Origin of the sequence: Amycolatopsis sp. NPDC051045 (genome assembly GCF_040682955.1) — a bacterium.
Taxonomy (GTDB): domain Bacteria; phylum Actinomycetota; class Actinomycetes; order Mycobacteriales; family Pseudonocardiaceae; genus Amycolatopsis.
In genome coordinates this window covers 462,152-487,686 of the sequence record NZ_JBFBCC010000003.1, presented here as the reverse complement: position 1 = coordinate 487,686, position 25,535 = coordinate 462,152, and the positions used below count along the sequence as shown (strand labels likewise).

Genomic DNA, 25,535 nt, shown 5'->3' with positions numbered 1-25,535 from the left:
GGACAGGGAGAGTCCTCGATCAACGCCGGGGGCAGATCGTCAGTTCGCCCGCGGGCAGCGCGCGGTCGCAGTCGAACCGGCTGCGCAGGCCGGCCGCGACGTCGGGCGGCAGCCGGTCCACCGCCAGCCAGGACGGCTGGACCACCAAGTACGCGGCGTTCGTCCGCTCGAGGCAGTCCAGGTTCTCCCGATAACTCCGCAGCCCGCGCACCGCCGGGATATAGGTGCCGCGCTGGACGAACACGGGTGCCGGGTAGCGGCAGTCCGCCGGGTTGCCGAAGAAGTACGCCATGTCGCCGAACGCCAGGTAGACCACGGGCGTGTCCGCGCCGATCCGCGCCCGGACCGGCGCGAACAGCCGCTCGTCGAGCCGGGCCGCCGCGACGCGTTCGGAGTTCGTGTAGTCGGCGTGGATCGCGTCGAACGAGTAGGGCGCGCTCGGCCACACCGGCACCGCGAACACGGCCAGCGCGCCGAGCATCGCGGCCACCGGCCACGTTCGGCCACGCTCCTTGAGCGCGAGCAGCACGCCCACGACGACCAGCACCACCAGCGCCGCGTAGACGGGCGTGCCGTGCGCCAGGCGCCACTCCGTGCTCGCCGCCGAGACGATCGGTATTCCGGCGCCGAGCGCGAGCGCCGGCAGCACCAGCGCCCGGGGTGGGCCGCCGTGCTCGGCCGACCAGCGCGCCAGCGCGAGGCCGCCGAGCGCGGCGGCGAACGGCACCAGCGCCGCGAGGTGGTACTGGAACCACTGTCCCTGCAGCACCACGGCCGCGAGCACGACGAGGACCGCGGCCGCGGGCAGCAGGAGCCACGCCAAGCGGGCACGCCGTCCCGCCGCCAGCCGCACCAGCACGACCACGCTCACCGGGAGCAGGGCCACCATCGGGACGGCCAGTGCCTCGTTCAGCACGGTCCCGGCCAGCGCCCGCGCGTCGCTCAACGCCCAGCCGCGGCTGAGCGGGCTCGCCCCGTTGAGCGTGGACAGCTCCCCGAACCACCGCCACTCCCGCGGCTCGATCAGCACCGTCAGACCGAAGAGGCCCAGGCAGATCGGCGCGCCGAGCACGGCGGTGAGCACCGCGCGACGCCGGTCGAGCACCGCCACGGCGCCCAGCGCGACCACCGCGGTCGGTGCGGTCGTGTACTTGACCAGCACGGTCAGCGCCAGCAGCACCCCACCGAGCAGGGCGGCAGGCACCAGCCGCCGGATCCGGAGCGCGGCGCCGACGCCGCCGGCCGCGAACACCGCGGCCAGCCACTCCGGCTGCAGGAAGTCCCAGTTCGGGGCCAGCGCCAGCGCGACACCGGTCGCCGCGGCGACGGCCGTGGCCTCACGGGCCGGGCGGTACCGCAGCAGGCCCGCGCGCAGCAGCAGCGAGACCAGCAGGACGGCCACCAGCGCCAGCACCCGCACGACGGCCTCCCGGCCGGGCCCGGGCAGCGAGCTCCCGGCGTCGCCGAGCGCCATCACCAGCCGGTAGGCCATCGGCCGGTGCACGAAGACTTCGGACGGCGACAGCCCCGCGCCGCCGGCCGTCTGGAGCGTGCCGAGGACGAACCGGACGTCGTGGTTGAGCCCGGTCCACGCGATCGTCAGCGCCAGCGGAAGCAGGAGCAGCAGCAGGGGCCACGCCGAACCGGCCCGCCGGGACACGGCGGGCGTCTCGGCCTCGACTCGGCTCAGCCGGTCACCTCACGCGGTGCCGCGAAGCCTTCCTCCAGGCGGGCCAAGCGCTCTTCGTACTTGGAGATCGCGGCGAGCCGGGCCCGGATGCGGGCGTGCTCGGCGCGGACCTCGTCGGCCTCGTCCGGTGCGTACTCCAGCTTCCCCGCCAGCTGGGCCGCCGCACCCGGCCGTTCGAAGGCGGCGACGCGCGCTTCCAGGGCAGCGAGGTGCGGCGCCAGCCGGCGCTGCTCGTCGTAGAGCCACTTCACGTGGCCGTCGAGCTCCTGGGTGGCTCGTTCGACGTCGCCGCGCAGGGCGGCGATGTCCGCGTGCACCGCGTCGAGTTCGGGCCGGATCCGGTCGAGCGCGATGTTTTCGATCCGCGGCCGCAGCTTCGCGACCACCGGCCGCCCGGCCACCCGGGCGAGCTCTTTCGCCCGTGAAACCACCCCGTGAATGTCACTCACTGTATGATCTCGATTCTTCCGGAGTCACGCCAAGTGCCCAGCAGCTGCGATTCCGCGTGCAGCCGGTGTTCCGCCGTCACCCCGACCTTGCCGCCCCAGGCGTGCTCGAAGTCGGTCTGGTCGGGTCGTTCGACGATCGACACACCGGTGAGGCGCACCAGCGCCTGGGGGAACAGCCGCTTGCACAGGTACGTCACCAAGGTGCCGGTCGTGGCCCAGACGTGTTCGTCCGCCGACAGCCCCAGCAGCTTCGACAGCGGCAGCACGAACTCCCGGTTCGAAATCGGCACGAACCCCAGGTCCGCGGGCCACCAGTCGGGCAGCGTCTCGGGTTCCCAGAACAGCCGGCCCGGCTCGGCGAGCAGGTAAAGGCGCGAGGTGTAGTCGGCGAACGTGTACGGCGAGACGACGACCCCGCGGTGGATCACCACGACGTCGGTGCGGCGGCCGTAGGTCGGCTCGGCGTCCGGCTCGTCCAGCGCGAACGTCGTCATGCGGAAGACGAGGTCACTGCCGTCGATCAGGGCCGCGCGCGCGGCGTCGGGCGCCATCGGCGCGTTCCCGACCACCGCGATCGTCTCGATCCGCTGGCCGCGGGCGTAGGCCAGCAGGAGGTCCCGGAGCATGCGGCCGCCATCACCTTCGTCGAGCTGCTCGGACGCTTCGCCCGCGAACTGAGTCCGATTCATCGCTCCCCCATGGCATCGGTGACCGGGGCCGCCGTCAGGGGGCAGCCGAGCAGACGGACAATAGCCGACAGACCACTGTCGTTACCCGGAAGGGGTCCTCTGTGACCGCGCTGGCCATCGTCCCGGCGAGGGGCGGCTCCGTCGGGCTGCCGGGCAAGAACCTGGCGCCCTTCCAAGGCCGTCCGCTGGTCGCGCACACCGTCTACACCGCCGTCGCGGCCGGGGTCGCCGACGTCGTCGTCACCACCGACGACGCCGACATCGCCGCCGCGGCGGAGGCGGAGGGGGCCCGGACCGTCGCACGGCCCGCCCACCTCGCCGAGGCGACGAGCCGGACCCTGCCCGCGGTCACGCACGCGATCGACACGCTCGGCGTCGCGGATTCGACCCTCGTCCTGCTGCTCCAGCCCACTTCGCCGCTGCGAACCGCCGACGACATCGCCGAGTGCCTCGACATCCACGCGGACCGGCCCACCGGCTCGGTCGTGCAGATGTGCCGGTCGACCGACCACCACCCGCTCAAGGTGTGCCTGGAGACGCCGGACGGCGGGATCGCCCCGGTCCGGGACTGGGCCGACCTCGAAGCCCCCCGGCAGACGCTGCCCGTCGTGCTGCGCCCCACCGGCGGGATCTACCTCGTCCGCGCCGGCGACCTGCGCCGGCACGAACGGTTCTTCATCCCCGAGGTGCGGCCCCAGTTCGTGCCGGTCGAGCGCGCGATCGACATCGATTCCGCCGCGGACCTCGTGCTGGCCGAGCAGCTCGGCGGAGTCCAGTAGCAAAGCCGGGCGGGTCAGCGGTCCACGAAGGCCTTGTACAGCGAGGGCCGCCAGATTTCCTCGCCCTCGAGGAGGTCGATGATCCGGCGGTGCGCGCCCGGCTCGCCGAACTCGGTGTGCGGCTCGCACCGGCCCATCGCCCGGGCCTTGCCGATCCCCGCCGTGACCGCTTCGGCGGTGGGGTCGACCGACAGCACGCTGGGCGCCATCGTCCGGTTGCGCTGCCGGGTGCCGACGGTGACCGACGGGGTGCCCAGCACGGGCGCCTCCCGCACCCCGGCGCTCGAGTTGCCCAGCACCACGGCCGCGTTCTTCATCAAGGTGACGAAGTACTCGAACCGCATCGACGGCAGGCGCACGAACCGGGGACCTTCGAGGCGATCGAGTTCGCTCCTGATCTCGCGGCAGCCTTCGTCGTTGTTCGGGTCGATGACCACCCAGTTGCCCTCGCTGAGCACGGCGTCGACCACGGCCGCCGCGTTGCGCCGGTTCTGGTCGCGTTCCGTCGTCACCGGGTGCAGGGCGAGCAGGCCGTAGTCGGTGAACGGGATCTCGTAGTGGCGCCGGACCTCGTCGAGGTCGGGCAGCCGCGCCGACGTCAGGACGTCCACCTCGGGACTGCCGACGACGAAGATGCGGTTCTCCTCCTCGCCGAGCTGCAGCAGCCGGCGCCGGGCCTGCTCGTTGGCGACCAGGTGCACGTGGGCGTGCTTCGATAGCGAGTGCCGGATGACGTCGTCGATCGTGCCGCTGACCTCGCCGCCTTCGATGTGCACGACCCGCACGTTCGCCAGCGACCCGACGATCGCGCCGGCGAGGGCCTCGACCCGGTCGCCGTGCACGACGATCGCGGCGGGCTGCTCCTCGTGCACCAGCCGGGCCAGCGCCTGGACGGTGTTGGCCAGCACGAGCGCCATCGGCTCGTCCTCGATCTGGTTCGGGATCAGGTGCAGCCGTTCGAGCCCTGCCAGCTCGATCTCGCGCACCGTGTAGCCGTAGCTGCGCAGCATGTGCATGCCGGTGACCACGATGCGGGCGGACAGCACCGAGCTCTTCTGGACGGCGAGCATGACGTCCCGCAGCTTCCCGAAGTCGGCACGGGTCCCGGTGAGGAACAGAACCTCACGCCGCCCGGTCTCAGCCAAGGTCCGCCCAGCTCACCTGCGTGTTCGCGGGCAGCGCCCGCGTGACGGTCCGGCCGAGCAGGCTGTCGAAGTCCTTGGCCTTGATCTCGCCGGTGCCCGGGCGCTTGACCCAGATGTTCTCGGCGCTCAGCGTCTCGCCCTCGGCGACGTCCTTGGTGGTGACGACGCAGGCGTAGGCGAAGTCGATCGTCGGCTGTTCCTCGGCCAGGATCTGCTTCGACCCGCCCCGGGCCGCGTGGATCAGGCGCGATCCCTCGACGAGCTGCTTGAACTCCGCGGGCGTCGACGAGACCGGGATGTCCGGGCCCGGCCAGCTCATGTCGGACGTGAAGTGCCGTTCGAGCACCGAAGCACCGAGCGCGACGGCGCCCAGGCACGGGTAGATCGTGGTGGTGTGGTCGGAAAGCCCGAGTTCGGCGTCCGGGAAGGCGGCGTGCAGCTCGGCGAGCGCGCCGAGGCGCACCTGCTCCGGCGGCGTCGGGTACAGCGACGTGCAGTGCAGCAGCGCGAACCCGACGCCCGCGGCACGCAGGATCTCGACGGCCGGGGTGATGGACGCGATGTCGTTCATCCCGGTCGAGAGGATGACCGGCTTGCCGAACGAAGCGACGTGGCGGATCAGCGGGTAGTTGTTGCACTCCCCCGAGCCGATCTTGAAGCCCTCGACCCCCAGCTCGGCCAGCCGGTCCGCGGCCGCGCGGGAGAACGGCGTCGACAGGAAGACGAGCCCGCGCTCCTCGGCGTGCGCCTTGATCTCGCGCTCGTCCTCGGCGGTGAGCGCGACGCGGTTCATCATGTCCCAGATCGGCTCGTCGGCGTTGCCGGGCACGACGTCGTTCGGGATCATCTCGTCGTCGACCACGTGGGTCTGGATCTTGACGACCTGGACGCCGGCGTCCGCGGCGTCGTCGACCATCTTGTGCGCCTTCTTGGGGTCGCCTTCGTGGTTGATCCCGATCTCGGCGATCACGAGAGGGGGGTGGTCGGCACCGACCGGGTGCTCGCCGAGCATGAACATGGAAACCTCCGGGTCGCTGCGGGGCTGCGGTCCGTCCCCGACCCTATCCCGTGGCCCGCCGGGGCCGGTCCCGCCCGACGCCAGTGCCCTATCAAGGCCGCCGCGCATCGCCTCGGTACCCTCGTCCACGTGCATGCCACCAGCACGGTTCAGGCCGCGGACTCACCCGTAGCGACGTCGGCTCCCCCGATGTCGGACAGCAAGACGTTCGCGCGTGCCTTCGCCGACATCAAGGCCGGTTTCCGCGCCCGCGAGCTGTGGGGTCACCTCGGCTGGCAGGACATCAAGCAGCGCTACCGCCGCTCGGTGATCGGACCCTTCTGGATCACGATCAGCCAGGCGGTCATCGCGCTCGGGCTCGGGCTGCTGTATTCGCAGCTGTTCAACTCGCCGATCCAGGTGTTCCTGCCCTACCTGTCCACCGGCTTCATCCTGTGGGGCTTCATCAGCGGCTGCCTCGCCGAGGGCATGGAGACGTTCATCTCCAACGAGGGGCTGATCAAGCAGCTCCCGGCGCCGCTGAGCGTGTACATGCTGCGCACGGTGTGGCGGCAGTCGCTGCTGCTGGCGCACAACATGATCGTCTACGTCGTGATCCTCGTGATCTTCTTCAGCGCGCTGGACAACCCGTATTCACTGGGCTCCCCGGACGGCCTCTGCCACACGGGCCTGTACTGCCACCCCGGCCTGAGCTGGAACATCCTGCTCGCGATCCCCGGCTTCGTGCTGCTCGCGCTGAACGCCGGCTGGGTGACGCTGCTGCTGGGCATCATCTCGACCCGCTTCCGCGACATCCCGCAGGTCATCAACTCGCTGATCCAGCTGCTGTTCTACGGCACGCCCATCGTGTGGCCGGTCGACCAGCTGATGGGCGGCGGGGCGCGGGCGGGCATCTCGTGGGTGCTCCCGATCATCCAGGCGAACCCGCTGTACCACTTCATGCAGGTGGTCCGGGCGCCGCTGATCGGCCAGTCGTTCACCCTCGGCAACTGGATCGTGGTCGGCTCCATCACCATCGTCGGCTGGGCGCTCGCGCTCGTCGCGATGCGCAACTACCGTGCCCGCGTCTCCTACTGGGTGTGACACAAATGGTCAGCATTGACGTCCAGAACGCCTACGTCGACTTCCCGATCTTCGACGCGAAGACCCGCTCGATGAAGAAGAAGGTCCTCGGCAAGGTCGGCGGCAAGATCGGCACCGAGACCAAGGTGCCGATCATCGAGGCCCTGCACGACGTGACCCTGAACCTCCGCGAGGGCGACCGCGTCGGCCTGGTCGGGCACAACGGCGCCGGCAAGTCCACGCTGCTGCGGCTGCTGGCCGGGATCTACGAGCCCACCCGGGGTTCGTCGCGGATCCAGGGCAAGATCGCGCCGGTCTTCGACCTCGGCGTCGGCATGGACCCGGAGATCTCCGGCGAGGAGAACATCATCATCCGCGGCCTCTTCCTCGGCATGACGGCCAAGGAGATGGAGAAGCGGGTCGACGACATCGCGGAGTTCACCGAGCTCGGCGACTACCTGCAGATGCCGCTGCGGACGTACTCGACGGGCATGCGCGTGCGGCTGGCGCTGGGCGTCGTCACGTCGATCGACCCCGAGATCCTCATCCTCGACGAGGGCATCGGCGCGGTCGACGCGGCGTTCCTCAACAAGGCGCGTGACCGGCTCAAGGACCTGGTGAAGCGCTCCGGCATCCTGGTGTTCGCCAGCCACTCGGACGAGTTCCTGTTCGAGCTGTGCGACTCGGCCATCTGGATGGACGAGGGGCACCTCAAGCAACAGGGTCCGCTGCGAGACGTCCTCACGTCGTACAAGGGGCGCGACCCCTTCGAGAACATGAACCAGGAAACCCTGGCGCGCTTCGGCGTCGAGCCGGCGGCGACGACGAACGGCGGGGAATGATGACCAGCGAGACCCGGCAGCTGCCCGACGGCGCGGTCGTCGGCGTGGTCGTCACGCGGCACCGGCGCGAGCTGCTCGCGGACTCGCTGAAGGTCATCGCGGCCCAGACCCGGCCGGTCGACCACCTGGTGGTGGTGGACAACGGGCCGGACGACTCGGCCCGCGAGGTCGTGGAGAACTACCCGCTGCCGTACACGTACCTGCCGTCGCACCGGAACCTCGGTGGGGCCGGCGGGTTCGCGCTGGGCATGCTGCACGCGCTGTCGCTGGGCGCGGAGTGGGTGTGGCTGGCCGACGACGACGGGCGCCCGGCCGACGAGAACGTGCTGGCGATCCTGCTGGCGGAGGCGGAAAAGCGGAACCTGGCGGAGATTTCGCCGGTGGTGTCGAACATCGACGCACCGGACAAGCTGGCGTTCCCGCTGCGCCGCGGCCTGACGTGGAAGCGTTCGCAGTCCGAGCTGGGCGTGGACTTCCTGCCCGGCATCGCCTCCCTGATGAACGGCGCGCTGTTCCGGGCGTCCACTTTGGACGTCGTCGGCGTGCCGGACCTGCGCCTGTTCTTCCGCGGCGACGAGGTCGAACTGCACCGGCGGCTGGTCCGCTCGGGCCTGCCGTTCGGCACGTCGCTGAAGACGAAGTACCTGCACCCGGACGGCTCGGACGAGTTCAAGCCCATGCTGGGCGGCAAGTTCCACGCGCAGGACCCGGAAAACGAGGTCAAGCGCTACTACACCTACCGCAACCGCGGCTACCTGCTGTCCCAGCCGGGCATGCGCAGGATCGGCGCGCTGGAGATCGTCCGATTCGGACTGTACTTCGTGGGCGTGAAGCGCGACCCGAAGGCGTTCCTGCAGTGGCTGAAGCTGGTGCGGCAGGGCCGCGCCGAGAAGTTCTACCGCTACTGAGTTCCCACGGAAAAGGGCCCCCGCTCGCCGCGGGGCCCTTTCTCGTTCGCCTTATTCGCCGATGACCGGCGGCGCCGTGCGCATGTCGGTGCCGAAGACCTCGTCGGGGTCACCCTCGACCAGGTACGTCGGGCGCGAGTGCTCCGTGTCCTCGTCGCCTTCGCCCTTCTGGCCGCGCCCCATGCCGCCGCCGCCGGGGCCCATGCCACCACGGCCGGCGGCGCCCGCACCCAGGCCACCCATGCCGCGTCCCGCAGCCGCTTCGGCCGCGCCGATCCCACCCGGCCGGGCGGCACCCGACGCGGCGCCCGCGCCCGTCGCGTTGCCGGCACCGGAGCCGCCGGGGCCGAAACCGCCGCCACCGCGCCCGCTGCCGCCGCCACCGACCTTGGAGTTGTAGGCCTCGTCGCCGCCGAAGTTCATGCCGCCCATCGGCATCGGGCTCATCGGCGGCATCCCGCCGAACTGCTGGTTCGGGTTCGAAGCCGCCGCGGCCGGGATCGAGCCGGGCGTGAAGCTCGACGGCGTCGTCGTGCCCGCGGGCACGAACCCGGACCCGGTGGTCGAGCCGGGACCGGAGAAGTGCGCGGCCGACCCGCCGCCGCCGGGGACGGCACCGGTCCCGAAACCCTGGACACCGGCGTTGCCACCGGGCATGTTCACCGAGTTGCCGCCCGGCGTGTTCACGCCGGACGGGTTGTTGATGCCGTTCTTGTCCCCGGTGCCGTTCGGGTCACCGGTGCCGCCACCGGTGCTGAAACTCGGCGGCGGCGCGAAAGCGGGCTGCTTCGACGCGGCCTCGTAGAGGTTCTTGTCGTAGGTCGCCATGACGCTCGCGGCCTCGTCGTGCGCCGCCTGGCTGTCCTTCTGCTTCTGGATGGACTTGTCGACGTTGTCGGGCAGGTTGAACGGGTTCGAGGTCGCCCAGGACCCGAACTCGTCCTTCCAGCTGAACGGGATCGGCGCCGGCATGGAGTTCTTCGCCGTGGCGGCGGCCTGGCCCTGGTCGTAGATGGTTTCCGAGGCCAGCTTCGCGTTCTGCGAGTTCGCGTCGGACCACTTGCTGAGGCTGGTGAAGTACTGCTGCGCGTTCTCGGCCGCGCTGCCTTCCCAGGTGCCCTTGGAGGCGTTGACGGCCGTGTTCATCGACTGCGCGAACTTGTCGAAGACCTGGTGGACCTTGTGGTACGCCGTCGAGACGTCGGAGACCTGCTCGACGTCGAGGTTGCTCTGGAGGAACGCTTGGAGCTGCGTGTGGTCGCTGCCCTTGTAGTCCGCGTTGGGCGCGTGCAGCCCCTGGACGTACTCGACGTCGCGGCCCGTGGTGGCTTCCTTGACGTTCTTGTCGCCCATCTGCTGGGCCTGGTTCTTGGCCTGGGCCTGGGCGATCCACTGCTGGACCGGACCGAACAGCCAGCTGCCCGGCTCGACGCCTTCTTCGGCCTTCTGCTGCAGGTAGGCATCCCGCTCGGCGGGCGCCATGTCCTGGACTTCCTGGGGCGTCTTGTCCTCGGTCTTCGGCCGCGGTCCCTGTCGTGTCGTCATCTGGGTTCCCCTATCCCTTCGGCAACCGCGGTTCGACAGCGGCCTTCGCGACCGCCTCGGCGATCTGGCAGGCCTCTTCCGACGATTCGACCGCCGTCACCGCCACATCCACCCGGGACGAATCACCGACGGCCAGCCCGAGTGTGCACCCCGGAGCGACTCCGTCCAGCGATTCCTTCGCCTTCCGGCCGTTGATCTCCTTGTCGACCACCCCGCGACCGGTGTCCCTGACCTGGTCGACCGAGGCGTTGTCGCGGACGTTCGCACCGACGACCATGCCCTTGTCGCTCGCCGAGGCGGTCTTCTTCTGGTAGCTGCACACGCGCGCGCCACCGAGGGTCTCGTTCTCCGGGGGCCTGAACTCGCCGTAGCCGGTCAGATCGCCCGGTTCGAGCAGTGAACAGGGATCGGTGATCGATTCGGTCCCGCCCCCACCCGACGACGAGCTCTCCGGGGAGCTCGGCTCGCCGGCCGACGGCGACTGCGCGGGCGATGCCGTTCCACCCTGGGTGCTGGTGCAGCCGGCCAGCAGTGCCCCGCCGGCGACGAGCGGAAGTACGACACGAACGAGGAGTTTCTTCATTACCTCAGGCCTGCTTGGTCTGGAGCGAGGAGAAGGCTTGGTTCTCGGTTTCCTTGTACAGGCCTGCCGCCCGGGCAAGCGCCTCGTCGGCCTGCTGGGCGACCGTCTTGAGCTGGTTCAGCACCGCCCTCGCCGAGCTTTCGGCTTCCGTGGCGCCCTTTTGGTCGTGGGAGGCCACAGTTTGCCCGTACGGGTGGCTGCCGAGCTGAGGGGCCTGGTCCAGCGCCGCGGTCTTGTAGCCCAGGCCGTCGAGGTCGGCTACCAGGTCGTTCAGCGCGTCCCGGATGGGCTTGACGCCCTCCGGGGTGATCTTGAAGCCGCCGCTCGCGGCGGCCGCGACCAGTTTGTCGGTCTCCGCCTTGACGGCCAGGACCGCTGCACCCATGCTCGCCGAGGAGAGCGGGTTGACGATGTCCGCGATCGAGCCGCCGCCCCCGCCGTCAGCCATCTGCATCGCTGTTCCACCCCGAATCGCTTCGCCCGTGCGTGTGCACCCGGAAGTCTACTAGCCGGGCACCCTCCGCCACGGCCGTTCACCGATCTTCACTTCGGACGTACCGGAGGGGCAACCGGTTCCCGGAGGTCAGAACTGGCCTTCGAGCTGGGCGTACAGCTGCTGCGCCAGCCGGGCGTTGTCGGCCGGGGCGTAGGTGATCCAGCGCTGGCCGTCGGCCGCCGCGCGGGACGACATCAGCCAGCGGCCGCTGGGGGTGTCGAACCAGGCCAGCGGGGGGAACGTGCCGCCGCGGGTCTGGGCCGTGAACTGGCCGACGCGCTTCTTCGGCTCCTGGAACACGCGCTCGATCATCCGGACCTGGGGGCCGCCGGCGCTGGGCGAGCGCGGGCCTGTGACGCCGGCGAACGGGTCGTAGGTGTCGTCGCGGCGCTGACGGCGGGGCTGCTCCGGCGGGCGCGAGATGGTGACCGACTGGCCGGGCGCGGCCGGGGTCAGCGGGAGCAGGTCGACGATCGCCGGCACGATGCCGGTCGGGCGGACCTCCTCGAAGAGGATGAGGTTCTCCTCCTGGCGGGCGAGCACCGCGAACTGGCCGTTGGAGGCGACGCGGGCGAACAGGTGCCGGTCGCCCAGCTCGGCGGCCGCGTTGATGGTCACGCTGCCGCGGACGAACGTGGCCAGCGCCAGCTCGGCGTCCGGGTCGAGGCGCCCGCGGCTCCACAGCCCGCGGCCGGTCAGGTCGCGGACGACGGCGTCGCGGATCATCGCGCGCTGGTCGACGGTCGTGCCGACGTGCGGGACCTCGAACGGCGTCGGCGCGCGGCCGAGCCCGAGCTGCTCGAGCAGGATGTCCACCGCTGCCAGCGACAGCGAGAACGAGTGAGGCATCGCTTCCGTCCCCCCGAGGGTGCTTCCGGCCTTCGCCGAAAACGGTAGTCCACGCGCCACCACCCGCTGCTGCGCCCTCAGCGAACTCGCTTGCCCGGCAAAGATCGCCGCTGGTCCGATGGACGCATGACTGACTCGAAACCCGCACTAGTCCTGCACCTCGCCACCGGCGGCGAGCCCCTGCTGTTCGCGCTGACCAACGAGGAATCCGGCAAGCTGGCGGACAAGCTCACCCAGTTCGTGCGCGCCGGCGCGGTCGAACCGGTGACCACCAAGGACGACAAGGTGGTCGCGATCAACTTCGCCCACGTCGCCGCCGCCTACATCGACGACCTCACCCGCAAGAGCACGGTGTTCGGCATGCACTCATAACGCGCGAAGGCCGCCTCACGACGAGCGTGAGACGGCCTTCGCGAAAGCCCGTGATCAGAGCTTGTACAGGCGCTTCCAGTTGTCGCGCGAGGTGAGCTCGGGCATGGCGCGCTTGTACTGCTCCTGCACCGCCGCGCCTTCCTTGCGCAGCCGCTGGACGACCTTCGCGCCCTGCTTGGCCAGTGCGAACATCTTCACGCGGTCGTAGGACCGGACGCGGACGCCTTCCTGGCTCGCGTCGGTGACCACCGCCGTGTCGAACAGCGCGATGTGCCACCAGTTGGCCTCGTCGATCGGCACCGCGCCGAGCCCGAAGCGGCTGCGGCCGAGGACCCGGTCGAGGACCCGCTTGATCAGCACCAGGCGCTGCATGCTGGGCCGCGGCGCGCTGTTGATGATGCCGATGTCGTTGGACGCGATGCCCGGGACGTCGGTGGCCCGGTGGCGCTTGGTCTCCGGGTACTCGTCGCGGATGCGGCGGATCTCCTTCATCGCCTCGACCCCGCCGTCACGCAGGATCTCCGGGCCCTTCAGGAAGTCCTCGACGGCCTTGATCAGCGTCGCCGACAGGCCGTACTGCATGCCGAGCAGGTAGCGCACCAGCTGGGCGATCAGCACCCGCGAAAGCAGGTTGAGGTTGAACGGCGAGTGCAGCGCCGCGGTGATGATCGAGTTGCGCAGGTTGAAGTACCGGTGCCACTCGTCCCAGTCCTTCATGTGGAAGTCCGCGTGCCACACGCCCGCACCCGGCAGGGTGACGGTCGGGAAGCCGTGCGCGCGGGCCCGGTAGGAGTACTCCGCGTCGTCCCACTGGAAGAAGAACGGCAGCGGGTAGCCGGTGGCCTGCACCACCTCGTAGGGGATCAGGCACGACCACCAGCCGTTGTAACCGGCGTCCAGGCGGCGCTCCTGGCGGTTCGGCTTCAGCGTCTCCTCGTCCACGCCGAGCAGGTCGGCGGTGGACAGCGAGTGCTCGACCGGCTGGCCGGGCTCGAGCGTGTTGAGCCGGGCGTACTCGGCGCCGACGTGCAGCTGGTTCGGGTGGAACAGGTTCAGCATCTGGCCGCCGACGATGATCGGGTTGGCGGCGCGGTTGGAGAACGCCGTCATCCGGATCACCAGGTCCGGCTCCAGCAGCACGTCGTCGTCCATGAACAGGACGTTCGCGTGCTCGGTCGCGGTGTGCCCGGCCACCTCGAAGAGGCCGCGGGTGAAGCCGCCGGCGCCGCCGAGGTTCGGCTGCTTGATGTAGTGCAGCTTGTCGGCGAGGTCCTTGGCGACCTGCTCGAAGCCCTCGCGGGACTCGACGAGGTCGGTGCCCTGGTCGGCGACGTAGATCGCGTCCAGGGTCTCCAGCGACGAGACGTCCGCGGCGAGGGCCTGGAGGTTCTTCAGGCAGTCGTCGGCGCGGTTCATCGTGCAGATGGTGACCGCGGTCGGGCGGATCACGGTCGGTGCTTCAACTGTCCAGCGGACCTGCTCGACGCGCAGCGTCTGGCCGCCCTCGGTCTCGAGGTCGAGCCAGAGCGCGCCGCCGTCGTAGAACTTGTCCAGCTTGCCGGTCAGCGTCACCTTCGCCTGCTTGGCGTCGGTCACCTGCTCGGCGGCCACCACGCGCGGCTCGCCCTCGACGTCCGACGCGCCCATGGAGAGCAGGCCGGTGCCGGTGACGACGGCCTCGACCGAGACCTCGGTCACCGTCGTCCACCGCTGCCAGTAGCTGGCCGGGAACCGGCCGAAGTACGTGTTGCCCGACACCTTGGAGGCGGGCTCGACGGTGATCGCCGCCCGTTCCCGCACGGCCGCGCCCCACTCGAGCTCGGCGTACAGGTCCTTGCTGACGATCGGCGCGGGGCCGGCGTAGAGCCCGCGCTGCGCCGTCAGGCGGCCCTGCGGAGTGTGCTCGGTGAACCGCGTCTCGGCGGCCGCGCCGGCTTGGGTGGTCGGCGCCGGGGTTGCTGTTTTACCGGGCATGAGTGTCCTCAGTTCTCCTCAGTCGACGGCTCGCGGAACACGACCCACTTGAGCATCACGAAATTGATCACCGTGGCGGTGGCCTGCGACACGGCCCAGCACAGCGTGTGCTGCCACGCGGACTCCGGCAGCACCTGCAGCATGAGCTGGTTCACCCCGACCGCGACGAAGAACGTCACGGTGTAGAGCAGGACGAACGAGCCGACCTGCGCCTTCCCGTCGCGGCGCCCGCCGGCGAAGGTGAACTTCCGGTTCAGGAAGAACGCCGTGGTGGTGCCCACGATGAAACTGATAGCGCGAGCGATGTCGACCCACGGTGAAGTGGCCATCCCGGCCACCTGGGTCAGCAGTGTGTAGGTGCCCAGGTCGATCAGGGCGCAGAAGCCCCCGATCAGGGCGAAGCGGATGAGCTGCCCGAGCAGTCCCGGGGACGCCGACGGACCAGCCGTCGCGTCGGCTTGCGGATCGGTCGCCACCACTGCATTACCTCGATGCCTGAGTCACGGTCACCCGCGCGGGCGCTTGTGCCTTGATGCGCAAAGTGTAGAAGCGAGCACTTCAGGGTCACGTTCCGGGCGTCATTCGGCGTGGCTACCCTGGTCGAGTGACCCACGTACCCGAAACACAGCGACGCACGCTCATGGGCTGGGCGCGGACGTCACCGACCATCGCCGACGTGCTGACCACCTCCGATGTCGAGGTGATCGCCCGAGCCGTGGCCCAAGCCGGTGAGCGCGGCGTCATCGCCCGCGGCCTCGGCCGGTCCTACGGCGACCCGGCGCAGAACGCCGGCGGCCTCGTCGTCGACATGACCGCGCTGAACCGGATCCACTCGATCGACCCCGACACCGCGCTGGTCGACGTCGACGCCGGTGTCAGCCTCGACCAGCTGATGCGCGAGGCCCTGCCGTACGGCCTGTGGGTCCCGGTGCTGCCGGGCACCCGGCAGGTGACGATCGGCGGCGCGATCGCCAACGACATCCACGGCAAGAACCACCACAGCGCGGGCAGCTTCGGCAACCACGTCGTGTCGATGGACCTGATCACCGCGGACGGGCAGATCCGCACGCTGACGCCGGAGGGCCCGGACGCCGAGCTGTTCTGGGCGACCGTGGCCGGCATCGGCCTGACCGGCATCATCGTCCGGGCCAAGATCCGGATGACCAAGACCGAGACCGCGTACTTCATCGCGGACAACGAGCGCACGAACAACCTCGACGAGACGCTCGAGCTGGTCAGCAACGGCTCCGACGACAACTACACGTACTCGTCGGCGTGGTTCGACACGATCTCCACCGGCCCGAAGCTGGGCCGCGCCGCCTTCGGCCGCGGCTCGCTCGCCAAGCTGGACGAGCTGCCGCCGAAGCTGCGGGCGAACCCGCTGAAGTTCGACGCCCCGCAGCTGGCGACGCTGCCGGACGTCTTCCCGAACGGCCTGGCCAACAAGCTGACCTTCGGCGCCATCGGCGAGCTGTACTACCGGAAGACGCCGAAGGCGGCCCGCGGGGTGATCCAGAACCTGACGGCCTTCTACCACCCGCTCGACATGTTCGGCGAGTGGAACCGGGCCTACGGCTCGAAGGGCTTCCTGCAGTACCAGTTCTCGACGCCGCTGAACGCGCACGAGCCGCTGCGGAACATCGTCCGGAAGATCGCCGAGTCGGGGCACGTGTCCTTCCTCAACGTCTTCAAGCGCATGGGCGAGGGCAACGCGGCCCCGCTGTCGTTCCCGCACCCGGGCTGGATGGTCTGCGTCGACTTCCCGATCAAGGACGGCCTGAGCCGCTTCTGCCAGGAGCTCGACGAAGACGTCTTGGAGCTGGGCGGCCGCCTCTACACCGCGAAGGACTCGCGCACGTCGCCCGAGACGTTCGCGAAGATGTACCCGCGGCTCGAAGAATGGCGCAAGGTGCGCGCTTCCATCGACCCCGAAGGCGTTTTCGCCTCTGACATGAGCCGGAGGCTCGAACTGTGATCGACGCGGTGGGCAACCCCCAATCCCTGCTCCTGCTCGGCGGCACGTCCGACATCGCACTGGCGATCGCCGAGAAGTACCTGGCCGAGAAGCCGCTGCGGGTCGTGCTGGCCGCCCGGCCGTCGCCGCGCCTCGACGCGGCCGCACAGCGCCTGAAGGACCGCGGGGCGGAGGTTTCGACGGTCGCCTTCGACGCCAAGGACACGGCGTCGCACCCCAGCGTGCTCGCCAAGGCGTTCGAGGGCGGCGACATCGACGTCGCGGTCGTGGCGTTCGGCCTGCTCGGCGACCCGGAAGAGGTCTGGCAGGACCACGCCAAGGCCGTCGAGCTGGCCACCGTGAACTACACCGCCGCGGTGTCGGTCGGCGTCGCGCTGTCGGAGAAGCTCAAGGTCCAGGGCCACGGCACGGTGATCGCGCTGTCGTCGGTGGCCGGCGAGCGCGTCCGGCGGTCCAACTTCGTCTACGGCTCGACCAAGGCTGGCTTCGACGGCTTCTACCTGGGCCTCGGCGAGGCCCTCGCGCCGCACGGCGTGAAGGTGACGGTCGTCCGCCCCGGCCACGTCAAGACGAAGATGACCGAGGGCCTGAAGGACGCCCCGCTGGCGCAGACGGCCGAGCAGGTCGCGGAGATCGCCGTCGGCGCGGCCCGCGCGGGCAAGGACCTGGTGTGGGCGCCCGCCCCGTTCCGCCTGGTGATGTCGGCGCTGCGGCACGTCCCGCGGCCGATCTTCCGCAAGCTCCCGATCTGACGTCAGGCTTCGTCGTGGCCAGGTAGCCGAGCAGCCGCCGGCCGAGCAGGTTGTCCACATTGGCGGCCGCTTGTGGACAGGGCGGACGACAGCAGCTCAGCCGCCGACAGCGTGGGCGGGCACCAGGTACAGGTTCTGGCTGCCCATCCACGGCGAGTCGATGTGCCAGCTCGCCAATGCGGCCGGCGGCGGCGCGCGGCGGGTCGTCGCCAGGACCAGGTCCGGGCTGATCGGGGCCACGCTGTGGTCGAAGTTGTGGAAGTTGGCTTCGAGCAAGGCCCGGCCGAGGTCGTCGCTGCGGCGCTTGGTCTCGGTGATCGCCGGGTCGACCGCGCCGCGGTCGGAGAACTCGTCGACCAGTTCGCAGTCGCACGCGTACGCCAGCGCGCCGACCTCGCCCGCCGTCTCGACCTTGCGGCCGTGGGCGATCGCCGCCAGCTCCTGGCCGATCTCGCGGTACTCCGTCGTCGACGCGTGGTTGCTCGTGATCGGCGCGAACTGGCGGGGGACGCCCGGCAGCGCGTACACCGCGACGCTCGCCGCGAGGGCCGTCCCGGCCAGCGTCCACGTCCCGCGCCGCACCCGCTCCGGGACGGCCGACGCGCAGGCGGCGAGGAAGATCGTCGCGCCGATGATGCTCGGCGCGTAGTACCAGTGGTAGGGCGGCACGCCCAACTGGCTGTAGGCCAGGTAGTGCAGGGCGCCCGCGACGGCGAGCGCCGCGAACGGCGTCAGGCGGCGGGCGGCCTCGGAGCCGCGGCGGTACTGCACGATCCAGAGCACCCCGGCCAGGCCCGTGAGCACCAGCGGCAGGAACGACAGCGTGGCCGCGGCCGGGAAGTTGCGCCAGTACAGCAGCGGGCCGTTGGTGAAGCTGAACGGTCCCCACGACTGCTGGCTGATCTTGATGACGAGCGTGTCCGGCACGGCCGAGCCGAGCACCACCCAGCTGAACCCGAACCAGGGCAGCGTCACCGCGAGCGCCGCGAACGCCGTCCGCCAGATCCCGGCCCAGAACTCGCGACGGGCCGCGAACAGCACCGCGGCGATCAGCAGCAGGTCGATCCGGACGAGCGCGAGCAGCCCGATCACGACGCCGAGCGCCCCCGGCCGGCGCTCCCCCGCGTAGACCAGCGTCCACACGACCCCGGTGGCGCCGAGCGCCACCTCCAGCCCGATCGAGGACAGCAGCAGCGGGTTGACCAGCAGCAACGCGAACGACAGCGGCGCGAAGGCCGGCGGCAGGCCGGTGCGCTCGCCCAGCCGGCGCAGGCCCAGCACGAGCAGTACCTGCGCGGCGACGAACACGGTCCCGGCGGCGAACACGGCGTCGCGCACGACGAACGTGACCGCGCCGAGGGCCAAGACGTTCAGCGGGGACGTCGCGGTGTTCGCCGTCCCCTGTTCGATCAGGCCCCAGTGGCCGTGGAAGGCGAGGTTCTTCGCGTAGGACAGCGTGATGTAGGTGTCATCGATGAGATGGCTGCTGACCAGGACGAACACCAGAGCGGAGGCCGCCGCAGCCCCCGCCGGCAAGGCCCACGAGCGGGCGACGGGGACGGCCGCCGGCAGCACGCGGACGACTTTGGGGAGTTCTGCGGAGGCACTTCGCATCCGGGACACCGTACCTCGCCCGTGATGCTTTCGTGATCTGAGCGCGGTAGGGGTGGCCCAGGCCACAGTTTTGGGTCAGATGCCGTCCCCGGAGCCGGAGCCGGAGCCCGCGTTGCCTCGGCCGCCGAAGCCGGGACCCCGGCCGTCGAAGCCCTGGTTGCCGTTGGGGCCGTCGTACTGGCGGTGGATACCCGGGCGGCCGTCGCGGGGACCGTGGTGGGTCGCCGCCGCGATCCCGCCGACGATCCCGCCGCCGACCAGCAGGCCGAGGACACCGACGCCGACCAGCTGGGTGGCGCGGTGGCCGACGAACCGCCGGAATCCGCCGGGCTGCCCAGGGGGCGCCTGAGGCGGTCCCCACGCGGCGTAGGTCTGGCCGGGGCCGGGCTGGGACAGCTGCGGGGTGGGTGGCGCGGGCGGCGGTTGCTGACCGTGGACGGCCGTCTGGTCGGCGGTTCCGGCCGAGGCCGGTGCGGCAGGTTCGCCCTGGCCGGACGCGGGCTGGGCGGTGGGCTCACCCTGACCGGCCGCAGGCTGGGCGGTGGTCGCCCCCGGGGCGGCCGCGGCGGGCTCGCTCTGGCCGGGGCCGGGCGCCGCCGGGGAGTGCGTGGCGTGAGGCTCGCCGGCCGCGTCCGCCGGCCGGCCCGGATCAGCGGCGGGCGTGCCGTGCACCGCCGTCGGCTGGTCGGCTGTGCCGGACTGGGCCGTGGGCTGCTCGACCGTCGGTGGCTCGGCCCCGTCCGGGGCCTTCGACTCGCGCGGCTGGTCGTTCATGGTCGCTCCTGTGGTTACGGGGACGGGCGTAGTGCCCGCCCCCACCACCTCAGGGTGCGCTGCTCAGCTGTGTACGACCTGAAGCGAACCTGTCGATCCGCCATGAGCCGGCCATGGATCAGAGGTAGAACGACAGGAACAGCGTGACGACCCAGGTCGCGCCGAGCACCTGCAGGATGCGGTCCTTGAGCGCGATCTCCTCGGGCTCTCCCGCGATGCCGCCGTCGACGTCGACCGCGTAGCGCAGGACCGCCACCACGAACGGGACCATCGAGATGAGCGCCCACACCGAGTTGTGCTCGGTCTGGCGGATCTCGAACGCCCACAGGCAGTAGGACATGATCAGGATCGCCGCCGACGTCGCCCAGACGAACCGCAGGTAGCTGGCCGAGTACTTCTTCAGCGACGAGCGGATCTTCGCGCCGGTGCGCTCGAACAACATGATCTCCGCGTAGCGCTTACCGGCCACCATGAACAGCGAACCGAACGCCGTGACCAGCAGGAACCACTGCGAGAGCGCGAGGCCGCCCGCCACACCACCGGCGATCGAGCGCATCAGGAAGCCCGAGCCGACGATGGCCAGGTCGACCACCGGCTGGTGCTTGAGGCCGAAGCAGTAGCCGAGCTGGACGGCCTCGTAGACGCCCAGCACCACGGCGAGCTGCCAGCTGGCCAGGAACGACACGCCGAGACCGGCCAGGAAGAACACGACCGCGGCCCCGTACGCGACGGGGACCGGCACGATCCCGGCCGCGATCGGCCGGTTCCGCTTGGTCGGGTGGGCCCGGTCGGCCTCGACGTCGATGGCGTCGTTGATGAGGTAGACCGAGCTCGCCACCAGCGAGAAAGCCACGAAGGCGACGATCGCGTCGAGCAGGAGGCCCGTGCGGTCGGTCGACTTCGAGAACGCGAAGAACGGGGCCGCGAAGACCAGGACGTTCTTCACCCACTGCCGCGGCCGCGCCGTCTTGATGACGCCGCCGACCAGGCCGAACGGCCCGCGTGCAGCCGTCTCCGCCGTCACCGGGGTCTCCGGTGCCTCAGGAGTCACGGCCGCTTCGTCGCTGTTGCGCTGCTCGGTCGTTTCGCTCATGGATTCTTCTTCAGCTTCCGTCGTATCAGACCACCGACGAGCCCCCCGAGAGCTGCACCGGCCAGAACGTCTGTCGGATAGTGAACGCCGAGCACCAGCCGCGAGGCGAGCATCGGCGGTACCAGGGCGGGCACCAGGTTACGCCCGGTCAATCCGGAGTAGAGCACCGCCGCCGCCGTAGTGGACGTCGCGTGCGACGACGGGAAGCTCAGCTTGCTCGGCGTGCCGACCAGTACCTCGACGCTCGGGTGGTCCGGTCGCGGCCGCCTGACCACGCGTTTCACCGCGATGGACGCCGCGTGCGCGCCGACGACACCCACCGAGGCGACCAGCCAGTCCTTGCGGCGCTTCTTGTCGACCGCGGCCCCGATCAGGCCCAGGGCGAACCACCCGGCACTGTGCTCGCCGAAGTGCGAAAGCCCGCGCGCGGCCTTCACCGAAGCTTCACTCTTCAGAAAGCCCTGCGCCTTGGCCAGGACCGCCACCTCTCCGGTGGGCTCCCCCTTCTCAAGCATCGAGGGACCCGTCGAGCGGCGCGCCGTCGGTCAGGTGCGGGGCGATCTTGTTGTCGAACGCCGACAGCGCCGACCCGATGGCCATGTGCATGTCGAGGTACTTGTAGGTGCCGAGCCGGCCGCCGAACAGCACGTTGCGCTCTCGGGCTTCCTGCTTGGCCAGCTCGCGGTAGGCCTCGAGCTTCTCGCGGTTCTCCGGGGTGTTGATCGGGTAGTACGGCTCGTCTTCCTCGCCCGCGAAGCGGGAGTACTCCCGGAAGATGACCGTCTTGTCCTTGGGGTAGTCCCGCTCCGGGTGGAAGTGCCGGAACTCGATGATCCGGGTGTAGGGGACTTCCTGGTCGTTGTAGTTGACGACCGAGGTGCCCTGGAAGTCACCGGTCTCGGCGACCTCGGACTCGAAGTCGACGGTGCGCCAGGTGAACCGGCCCGCCGAGTAGCCGAAGTAGCGGTCCAGCGGCCCGGTGTAGACGGTCGGGGTGCCCGCCGGGATGTGCTCGCGCACGTCGAAGTAGTCGACGTTGAGCCGGATCTCGATGTTTTCGTGCTCGGCCATCTTCTCGAGCCACGCGGTGTACCCGTTGACGGGCAGGCCCTCGTAGGTGTCGTTGAAGTACCGGTTGTCGAACGTGTAGCGGACCGGCAGGCGCGTGATGATGTTGGCGCCGAGGTTCTTGGGGTCGTTCTCCCACTGCTTCGCGGTGTACCCGCGGATGAAGGCCTCGTAGAGGGGACGGCCGACCAGCGAGATGGCCTTCTCCTCGAGGTTCTGCGCGGCGTCGGTCTCGAACTCGGACGACTGCTTGGCGATGAGCTCGCGGGCCTCGTCCGGCGTGTGCGACTTGCCGAAGAACTGGTTGATCAGGGCCAGGTTCATCGGGAACGAGTAGACCTGGTCCTTGACCTTGGCGAACACCCGGTGCTGGTAGTTCGTGAACTCGGTGAACCGGTTCACGTACTCCCACACGCGCTTGTTCGACGTGTGGAACAGGTGCGCACCGTACTTGTGCACCTCGATGCCGGTCTCCGGGTCGGGCTCCGAGTACGCGTTGCCGCCGAGGTGGCTGCGCCGCTCGAGGACGAGGACCTTCTTGCCCAGCTCGGCCGCGGCCCGTTCGGCGACGGTCAGGCCGAAGAAACCGGACCCGACGACGACGAGGTCGTAACCTGCGAAATCGTCTTCAGTAATCTTGGCGGGGTTCGTGTGCGCGCTCACGGGCGTCGAGGGTACGCAGGTCGGCGACACGGCCCGCACCCGACTATCACATTTCGGCCTACGACACACCTGGAAAGCAGTGCCTGCACCCGAAGACTTCTGGAGCTACTTCGCCGCGGTGGCCACCTACCTGGCCGTATTGGCGGTGCCCGGCGGCGTCGTCGGGTGGGCCGCCGGGGTCCGGAGCTGGGCCCTGGCCGGCCTCGCGCCGCTGCTCAGCTACGCCATCACCGGCCTGGCCGGTCCCTGGCTGGCGATCGCGCACGTGCCGTACGGCCCGCCGAGCGTCGCCGCCTGCACCCTGCTGCTCGCCGCCGTGCTGTACGGCCTGCGCCGGCTGTTCACCGCGCGAGGCTGGCTCACGCCGGGTGCCGAGGAGCCGGCGGAGCCGTGGACGCGCCGGGCCCACCTGGCCGTGGGCGCCTGCGTCGCCATCGCCGTCGCCGTGTCGATCGCCGTGGTGGTCTCCGGCCGCGGCGGGACGACCGCGGTGTTCCAGCGTTGGGACACCGTGTTCCACGCGAACGGCATCCGCTACATCGCCGAGACCGGCGACGGCTCGCTGACCGGCATGGGCACCATCAACTGGTACCCCGGCGGCTCCTTCTACCCGAACGCCTACCACCTGGTCGGCGCCCTGGTCTACCAGCTGTCCGGGACGTCGATCCCGGTCACGCTGAACGCGGTCACGATGCCGATCGCCGGGCTGTTCGCGCTGGCCATGGCCGCGCTGGTGCGCCAGCTCGGCGGCCGCGCGGTGTTCGCCGGCAGCGCGGCGCTGGTCGCGGGCGGCGCGACGACCGGGGCGTACGAGTCGGTGTCGAGCGGGCTGCTGCCGTTCGCGCTCGGCATCGTGCTGACGCCGCTGGCGGTGATCGCGCTGCAGCGGTTCGTCGTGCGGCCGGGCGTCGACACCGGCGCGGTGTTGGCGCTGAGCGCGACCGGCCTGCTCGCCGCCCACTCGAGCGCGCTGTTCGGGGCGATCCTGTTCGCGTTGCCGCTGGTGGTGCAGCGCTGGTACCGGGCGCTGCGCGGCCGCCGCGTCGACGGCGTTCCGGAGGGCAGGCGCGCCTGGCGGGTCATCGGCGGCGACGTCCTGCGGATGGTGCCGGTGATGGTGGTCGCCGGGCTGCTGGCCGCGCCGATGATCCTCGGCGCGATCGGCTTCACGTCCGGCTCGTACCCCTACCATCCCTGGGGCTCGCACATGCCGGTGTGGAAGGCATTGGCCATGCTGGCGACGTTCAAGCAGGTGCTGCCGGTGCCGCAGATCTGGCTGACGGTGTTCCTGGCAATCGGCGTGCTGACGCTCGTCGCCCTGCGGCGGATGCGCTGGCTGGGGCTCTCGGCGCTCGGGCTGTCGGCGTTGTTCGTGGTCGTCGCGTGCTTCGGCGGCGAAGACTGGGTGATCAGCCTGTCGCGGCCCTGGTGGAACGACCGGTTCCGGCTGATGGCGCTCGCCTCGATCCCGATGTGCCTGCTCGCCGCGCACGGCATGAGCGAGGCCCAGCGGTGGCTGGCGAAGGCCGCGAGCGGACGCGCGTGGGTGCGGGCGCGGCCGTGGCTGACCGGCCGGGTCGGGCTCGCCTCGGCGGTGCTGCTGGTCGTGGCGATGGGCGTGCTGACCGGCGGGTTCTACCGCGCGGCCAACGCCAAGACGGTGTCGCTGCTGTACTACAACGGCCTGCCCGGTGAGGTGGTCCCGCCGGTGAGCCAGGACGAGATCGACGCGATGGAGAAGCTCGGCACGCTCGGGATTCCCGCCGGCCAGAAGGTGCTGAACGACCGGCTCGACGGCACGGCCTGGATGTACGCGCTGACCGGCGTGCACCCGGTGGCCGGCCACTACGACGCGGGCGTGGCGCCCCCGGACGCGCTGTACCTGGCCCAGCACTTCGCCGACTACGACAGCGACCCGCAGGTGCGCGCGGCCGTTCGACGACTTGACATCCACTACGTGCTGGTGGGCAGCGGCACCATCCGCCGGGACACGCCCATCGCACGCGGCCTGCAGCACCTGGACGGGCACGACTTCCTGAGCGTCGTGTACCGGAACCCGGGTGCGGTGATCTACCGGATCGTGAAGTAGAACGCCCTCGTGGCCGCGGCGCCCCTCCGCGGCCACGAGGGCCCCCGCACCCCCGGGGTGATCTCGGTCGTCTGCCCATACCGACGCCTGGAGAGCCGGAATCGGTTTCCCGATCACCCCGATGTCACCCGTTCGGACTAGTGCAGCTCCGGCAGGACGTCGCTCGCGACCTGTTCCAGGACGGTTTCCCGGCCCTCGTAGGGCGACGACGACCGCGGCCAGTGCGAAATGACGTCGGTGAAGCCCAGTTCACGCGCCCGGCCGACCGCGTCGCGGAACGCCTCCACGCTGCTGAGCGAGAACACCGGGGACGCGTCCAGGCTGAGGTGGCGCTGGATGCTCGCCCGGTCCCGGCCCGCCGCGTCCAGCTGCCGGTCGAAGACCTCGCACAGTGCCGCCACGCCGCGCCACCACTCGTCCGCGGTCGCGCCGCCCTTGCCGGTCGTCACCCAGCCGGCGCCGAAGCGCGCCGCCAGCGTCATCGTGCGTGGCCCGTTCGCCGCCACGACGAACGGCAGCCGCGGCCGCTGGACCGGGCCGGGCAGGTTGCGGGCCTCGCGGGCCCGGTAGTACTCGCCCGCGAAGTCGAACTTGTCCGTCATGAGCAGCCCGTCGAGCGCCTCGACGAACTCGGTGAAGCGATCCGCGCGCTGCTTGGGCGTCAGCTCGGGGGCGTCGAGCACCGCGCCGTCGTAGTGCGAGTGGTCGACACCCGCGCCGACGCCGAGGACGAGCCGGCCGTCCGAGACGTCGTCGAGGGTGTTCAGCTCGCGCATGAAGGGCACGGGGTGCCGGGCGACCGGGGACGCCACGAACGTGCCCAGCCGGATGCGGGACGTCACCATCGCCGCCGCGGTCAGGGTCGGGATCGCCGAGAACCACGGGCCGTCGACCAGGTTGCGCCAGCCGAGGTGGTCGTAGGTCCACGCGTGGTCGAAGCCGTACTCCTCGGCGGCGCGCCACTTCGGCTCGGCGGCCCACCAACGATCTTCCGGAAGAATGACGATGCCTGCTCGCACAATCCGGACCGTATCGGCTACCACCGACAGTCGCACGGACGGGCAAGCCATCCCCCGAACGTGTCAGGGACAATGGCCGGGTGGAGA

Annotated in this window: 25 protein-coding genes; 8 read left to right on the top strand and 17 right to left on the bottom strand. The window is 70.5% G+C overall.

The genetic code is table 11. The features are described 5' to 3' along the window. Positions 1–19: 19 nt before the first annotated feature. From AB0M80_RS10100 to AB0M80_RS10090, 3 genes are read right to left on the bottom strand one after another with little or no spacing between them, the layout of a single operon-like run. Positions 20–1,660, bottom strand: a complete 1,641-nt coding sequence (locus AB0M80_RS10100) for a hypothetical protein (protein ID WP_364561567.1) — start codon at positions 1,658–1,660, stop codon at positions 20–22. 26 nt (positions 1,661–1,686) lie between these two features. Next, positions 1,687–2,121: a hypothetical protein gene (locus AB0M80_RS10095; RefSeq protein ID WP_364561564.1), complete on the bottom strand. Its 435-nt coding sequence runs from the start codon at positions 2,119–2,121 to the stop codon at positions 1,687–1,689. A gap of 14 nt (positions 2,122–2,135) precedes the next feature. Further along, on the bottom strand, positions 2,136–2,828 hold the full coding sequence (locus tag AB0M80_RS10090; protein ID WP_364561562.1) for a hypothetical protein: 693 nt from the start codon (positions 2,826–2,828) through the stop codon (positions 2,136–2,138). Between the two features lie 101 nt (positions 2,829–2,929). On the opposite strand from AB0M80_RS10090, the gene AB0M80_RS10085 reads away from it, so the two are divergent. Beyond that, the gene (locus AB0M80_RS10085) at positions 2,930–3,607 is read left to right on the top strand and encodes an NTP transferase domain-containing protein (protein WP_364561560.1); all 678 of its coding nucleotides are present in this window, start codon (positions 2,930–2,932) and stop codon (positions 3,605–3,607) included. 14 nt (positions 3,608–3,621) lie between these two features. Here AB0M80_RS10085 and neuC read toward each other — a convergent pair whose 3' ends face one another. Continuing rightward, positions 3,622–4,752 carry a UDP-N-acetylglucosamine 2-epimerase gene (gene neuC, locus AB0M80_RS10080; protein WP_364561557.1) on the bottom strand — a complete coding sequence of 377 codons (1,131 nt, stop codon included), beginning with the start codon at positions 4,750–4,752 and terminating at the stop codon, positions 3,622–3,624. After that, a complete protein-coding gene (locus tag AB0M80_RS10075; RefSeq protein ID WP_364561555.1) occupies positions 4,745–5,770 on the bottom strand; it encodes an N-acetylneuraminate synthase family protein in 1,026 nt (341 codons plus the stop codon). The genes neuC and AB0M80_RS10075 overlap by 8 nt, the downstream gene beginning before the upstream one ends. Positions 5,771–5,899: 129 nt before the next feature. Between AB0M80_RS10075 and AB0M80_RS10070 the strand changes: the two genes are divergently transcribed. The 3 genes from AB0M80_RS10070 to AB0M80_RS10060 are packed head-to-tail and all read left to right on the top strand — an operon-like array spanning position 5,900 to position 8,582. Then, positions 5,900–6,853, top strand: a complete 954-nt coding sequence (locus AB0M80_RS10070; RefSeq protein WP_364561552.1) for an ABC transporter permease — start codon at positions 5,900–5,902, stop codon at positions 6,851–6,853. Between the two features lie 5 nt (positions 6,854–6,858). After that, complete coding sequence (locus AB0M80_RS10065; protein WP_364561549.1) at positions 6,859–7,674, top strand: ABC transporter ATP-binding protein; 816 nt, start codon at positions 6,859–6,861, stop codon at positions 7,672–7,674. Beyond that, complete coding sequence (locus tag AB0M80_RS10060) at positions 7,674–8,582, top strand: glycosyltransferase family 2 protein (protein ID WP_364561546.1); 909 nt, start codon at positions 7,674–7,676, stop codon at positions 8,580–8,582. The genes AB0M80_RS10065 and AB0M80_RS10060 overlap by 1 nt, the downstream gene beginning before the upstream one ends. Before the next feature lie 51 nt (positions 8,583–8,633). Here AB0M80_RS10060 and AB0M80_RS10055 read toward each other — a convergent pair whose 3' ends face one another. The 4 genes from AB0M80_RS10055 to AB0M80_RS10040 form a co-directional block, all read right to left on the bottom strand. Continuing rightward, the gene (locus AB0M80_RS10055) at positions 8,634–10,127 is read right to left on the bottom strand and encodes a hypothetical protein (RefSeq protein WP_364561543.1); all 1,494 of its coding nucleotides are present in this window, start codon (positions 10,125–10,127) and stop codon (positions 8,634–8,636) included. 10 nt (positions 10,128–10,137) lie between these two features. After that, positions 10,138–10,710 carry a DUF3558 family protein gene (locus AB0M80_RS10050; protein WP_364561540.1) on the bottom strand — a complete coding sequence of 191 codons (573 nt, stop codon included), beginning with the start codon at positions 10,708–10,710 and terminating at the stop codon, positions 10,138–10,140. Positions 10,711–10,714: 4 nt separating this feature from the next. Next, positions 10,715–11,164 carry a hypothetical protein gene (locus tag AB0M80_RS10045; RefSeq protein WP_364561537.1) on the bottom strand — a complete coding sequence of 150 codons (450 nt, stop codon included), beginning with the start codon at positions 11,162–11,164 and terminating at the stop codon, positions 10,715–10,717. 129 nt (positions 11,165–11,293) lie between these two features. After that, positions 11,294–12,055, bottom strand: coding sequence for an ESX secretion-associated protein EspG (locus AB0M80_RS10040; protein ID WP_364561534.1), 762 nt, complete (start codon positions 12,053–12,055; stop codon positions 11,294–11,296). Between the two features lie 126 nt (positions 12,056–12,181). Here AB0M80_RS10040 and AB0M80_RS10035 point away from each other — a divergent pair, with 126 nt between their 5' ends. Beyond that, on the top strand, positions 12,182–12,427 hold the full coding sequence (locus tag AB0M80_RS10035) for a hypothetical protein (RefSeq protein WP_364561532.1): 246 nt from the start codon (positions 12,182–12,184) through the stop codon (positions 12,425–12,427). 54 nt (positions 12,428–12,481) lie between these two features. Here the strand turns inward: AB0M80_RS10035 and AB0M80_RS10030 are convergent, their stop codons facing one another. Both AB0M80_RS10030 and AB0M80_RS10025 read right to left on the bottom strand, forming a co-directional pair. Beyond that, positions 12,482–14,401, bottom strand: a complete 1,920-nt coding sequence (locus AB0M80_RS10030) for a glycosyltransferase (RefSeq protein ID WP_364561530.1) — start codon at positions 14,399–14,401, stop codon at positions 12,482–12,484. An 8-nt stretch (positions 14,402–14,409) separates the two neighbouring features. Beyond that, on the bottom strand, positions 14,410–14,880 hold the full coding sequence (locus AB0M80_RS10025; RefSeq protein WP_364561527.1) for a GtrA family protein: 471 nt from the start codon (positions 14,878–14,880) through the stop codon (positions 14,410–14,412). Between the two features lie 125 nt (positions 14,881–15,005). Here AB0M80_RS10025 and AB0M80_RS10020 point away from each other — a divergent pair, with 125 nt between their 5' ends. Both AB0M80_RS10020 and AB0M80_RS10015 read left to right on the top strand, forming a co-directional pair. Continuing rightward, positions 15,006–16,376 carry an FAD-binding oxidoreductase gene (locus AB0M80_RS10020; RefSeq protein ID WP_364561525.1) on the top strand — a complete coding sequence of 457 codons (1,371 nt, stop codon included), beginning with the start codon at positions 15,006–15,008 and terminating at the stop codon, positions 16,374–16,376. Continuing rightward, positions 16,373–17,128, top strand: a complete 756-nt coding sequence (locus AB0M80_RS10015; protein ID WP_364561522.1) for a decaprenylphospho-beta-D-erythro-pentofuranosid-2-ulose 2-reductase — start codon at positions 16,373–16,375, stop codon at positions 17,126–17,128. The genes AB0M80_RS10020 and AB0M80_RS10015 overlap by 4 nt, the downstream gene beginning before the upstream one ends. Before the next feature lie 96 nt (positions 17,129–17,224). Here AB0M80_RS10015 and AB0M80_RS10010 read toward each other — a convergent pair whose 3' ends face one another. The 5 genes from AB0M80_RS10010 to glf all read right to left on the bottom strand — a co-directional run bounded on the left by AB0M80_RS10010 (position 17,225) and on the right by glf (position 22,340). After that, positions 17,225–18,742 (bottom strand): hypothetical protein, encoded by a 1,518-nt coding sequence (locus tag AB0M80_RS10010; protein WP_364561519.1) that lies wholly within the window; start codon positions 18,740–18,742, stop codon positions 17,225–17,227. Between the two features lie 75 nt (positions 18,743–18,817). Next, complete coding sequence (locus tag AB0M80_RS10005) at positions 18,818–19,516, bottom strand: hypothetical protein (RefSeq protein ID WP_364561517.1); 699 nt, start codon at positions 19,514–19,516, stop codon at positions 18,818–18,820. A 118-nt stretch (positions 19,517–19,634) separates the two neighbouring features. Then, entirely contained in the window at positions 19,635–20,609 is a 975-nt protein-coding gene (locus tag AB0M80_RS10000; RefSeq protein ID WP_364561514.1) for a decaprenyl-phosphate phosphoribosyltransferase, read from the bottom strand. Beyond that, the gene (locus tag AB0M80_RS09995; RefSeq protein ID WP_364561511.1) at positions 20,606–21,124 is read right to left on the bottom strand and encodes a phosphatase PAP2 family protein; all 519 of its coding nucleotides are present in this window, start codon (positions 21,122–21,124) and stop codon (positions 20,606–20,608) included. The genes AB0M80_RS10000 and AB0M80_RS09995 overlap by 4 nt, the downstream gene beginning before the upstream one ends. After that, positions 21,117–22,340 (bottom strand): UDP-galactopyranose mutase, encoded by a 1,224-nt coding sequence (glf, locus tag AB0M80_RS09990; protein WP_364561508.1) that lies wholly within the window; start codon positions 22,338–22,340, stop codon positions 21,117–21,119. The genes AB0M80_RS09995 and glf overlap by 8 nt, the downstream gene beginning before the upstream one ends. Positions 22,341–22,419: 79 nt before the next feature. On the opposite strand from glf, the gene AB0M80_RS09985 reads away from it, so the two are divergent. Then, on the top strand, positions 22,420–24,429 hold the full coding sequence (locus AB0M80_RS09985; RefSeq protein WP_364561505.1) for a DUF6541 family protein: 2,010 nt from the start codon (positions 22,420–22,422) through the stop codon (positions 24,427–24,429). 137 nt (positions 24,430–24,566) lie between these two features. On the opposite strand, the gene AB0M80_RS09980 is transcribed toward AB0M80_RS09985, so the two are convergent. After that, complete coding sequence (locus tag AB0M80_RS09980) at positions 24,567–25,448, bottom strand: LLM class flavin-dependent oxidoreductase (protein WP_364561502.1); 882 nt, start codon at positions 25,446–25,448, stop codon at positions 24,567–24,569. Positions 25,449–25,535: the final 87 nt, after the last annotated feature.